The sequence below is a fragment of the Burkholderia sp. Se-20378 genome (assembly GCF_017104665.1).
Lineage (GTDB): Bacteria > Pseudomonadota > Gammaproteobacteria > Burkholderiales > Burkholderiaceae > Burkholderia > Burkholderia lata.
Genome location: NZ_JAAGPG010000935.1, coordinates 1 through 2,125, shown reverse-complemented (window position 1 = coordinate 2,125; position 2,125 = coordinate 1). Strand labels below are relative to the sequence as shown.

Below are 2,125 nucleotides of genomic sequence, written 5' to 3'. Positions count from 1 at the left end.
GTCCGCGGTGTGCTCGCCGTCGCGTGCGGTGCGTGCCGTGGGGGACACGGCGTCGCTCATGGTCAGAGCAGACCTGCCTGGCGCAGCAGCTTGCCGGCCTGGCTGTCGTCGCCGAGCTGTTCGAACGTCAGCGCCGGCGGGCTCAGTTCGTTGAACGGCTTCAGGATGGGATCGGGCGCGACGCCCGGATGCAGCGGATACTCGAAGCTGATATGGCCGCCGGCCATCAGTTTCTGCGCGCGCTCGCTGACGAGATACGCGACGAACTTCTGCGCTTCCGGCTGGTGCTTCGATGCCTTCAGCACTGCGGCGCCCGATACGTTGACGGCACCGCCGACGTCGCCTTTGCCGAAGTGGTAGATCGCGCTGCGGGTCGACTTGTCGCCGAGCTCGGCGTGCAGGCGGTCCCAGTAGTAGTTGTTGATGATGCCGGTCAGCACGCCGCCGCGGTTGACGGCCGCCGTCACGCCTTCGTCGTCGTCGAAGATCTGCGCGTTGGCCTTCAGGCCCTTCAGCCATTGCAGCGTCGCGGCTTCGCCGTGCAGTGCGAGCACCGCGCTCACGAGCGGCAGGAAGTCCGCGTCGCTCGGCGCGACGCCGACCTTGCCCTTCCATTCCGGCTTCGCGAGATCGAGCAGCGATGCGGGCAGTTGCTGCGGCTGGATCTTCGCGGTGTTGTAGACGAGCACGTTTTCGCGCGCGAGCACGCCGACCCAGTTGCCGTCCGCCGGGTTGAAGCGCGCGGGCACCGACTGCAGCGTGGCGCCGTCGGTCTTCGCGAACAGGCCCTTGCGGTCGAGCAGCACGAGCTCCGGCGAGTTCTCGGTGAAGTACACGTCGGCCGGCGTGCGGTCGCCTTCCGCGACGAGCTGCGCGGCGAGCGCGGGGCCTTCGCCCGAGCGCACCTTCACGGTGATGCCGCTCTGCGCTTCGAAATCCTTGACGAGCTGGTTGACGACCTGCTCGTGCTGCGCGTTGTACAGCGTGAGCGTCGCGGCATGCGCGCGCGCGGCGTGCAGCGCGCCAGTCAGCATCAGTGCGGCGGCCGCCGCGGAAATCAGGTGCCGCAGCGGGCGGCTAACGGGTGATGTATTCATGTGGTTTTTAGCAGGTTGCACCCGGCCGGGGCCGGGAAGGTGTGCCTTGACTTGCGTTGCGGGCCGTCATGCCTCGAACAGCGCGGCGCCGATGTACGAACCCGGTTGCGCGCCCGGCGGGCACGCGAAGATCGCGCTGCCGACGTGCGTGGTGAACTGGTTCATGATGTCCATCTTTGCGAGCTTCTCGTTGATCGGAATGAAGCCCTTGCGCGGGTCGCGCTGGTGCGCGACGAACATCAGCCCCGCGTCGTACTCGGTCTGCTGGCGCCACGGCGGCCAGCGCTCGATGTAGAAGCTCGTGCTGTCGTTGTACGAGTACGCGCGGCGCAGGATCTGCGCGCCGTTGTTGAGTTGCGGCGATGCGAGGCGCGCGTGCGCGTTGTCGGGGATCACCGGGTTGCCGTCCTTGTCGGCCGCGTCGAGATCGAGTGCCTCGAACTCGTGCTTCTGGCCGAGCGGCGCGCCGCTGTACTTGTGACGGCCGACCACCTGCTCCTGGAAGCCGAGCTCCGTGTTGTCCCAGTGCTCGAGCGTGATGCGGATCCGGCGCACGACCGTGTAGGTGCCGCCGTTCATCCATGCCGGGCCTTCGCTGCCGGCCCACACGAATTCATCCATCGCGGCCGGATCGGACATCGGCGGATTCATCGTGCCGTCCTTGAAGCCCATCAGGTTGCGCGGCGTCTCGCCGGGCTTGCCCGACGTGAAGCCGGCCTGGCCCCAGCGCATCTGCGTCGCCTTCGCGCCGAGGCGCACGAGCTGGCGCACCGCGTGGAACGCAACCTGTGCGTCGTCGGCGCACGCCTGGATGAACAGGTCGCCGCCGGTCTTTTCGGGCAGCAACTGGTCGCCGTTGAAGCGCGGCAGGTCGACGAGCGCGGCGGGGCGATGCTTCGCGAGGCCGAAGCGGTCCTTGCCGGCGAGCGCGAACATGCCGGGGCCGAAGCCGAACGTAATCGTCAGGCGCGCAGGGCCGAGGCCGAGCGCGTCGCCCCCGTCCGCCGGCGCGACCTCGTCGTTGCCCG

General features: G+C 68.5%; 2 protein-coding genes. Both read right to left on the bottom strand.

From position 1 onward, the window contains the following. Positions 1–62: 62 nt before the first annotated feature. On the bottom strand, positions 63–1,097 hold the full coding sequence (locus tag G3N93_RS39100) for an iron ABC transporter substrate-binding protein (RefSeq protein ID WP_174939444.1): 1,035 nt from the start codon (positions 1,095–1,097) through the stop codon (positions 63–65). A gap of 66 nt (positions 1,098–1,163) precedes the next feature. Next, positions 1,164–2,125 (bottom strand): Dyp-type peroxidase (locus tag G3N93_RS39095; RefSeq protein WP_206135436.1); only part of this gene is annotated, 962 nt, incomplete at its 5' end.

What these genes read in the sequence shown, in the direction of transcription:
- G3N93_RS39100 (WP_174939444.1), bottom strand. Translation starts at nt 1,097, where the DNA reads ATGAATACATCACCCGTTAGCCGCCCGCTGCGGCACCTGATTTCCGCG.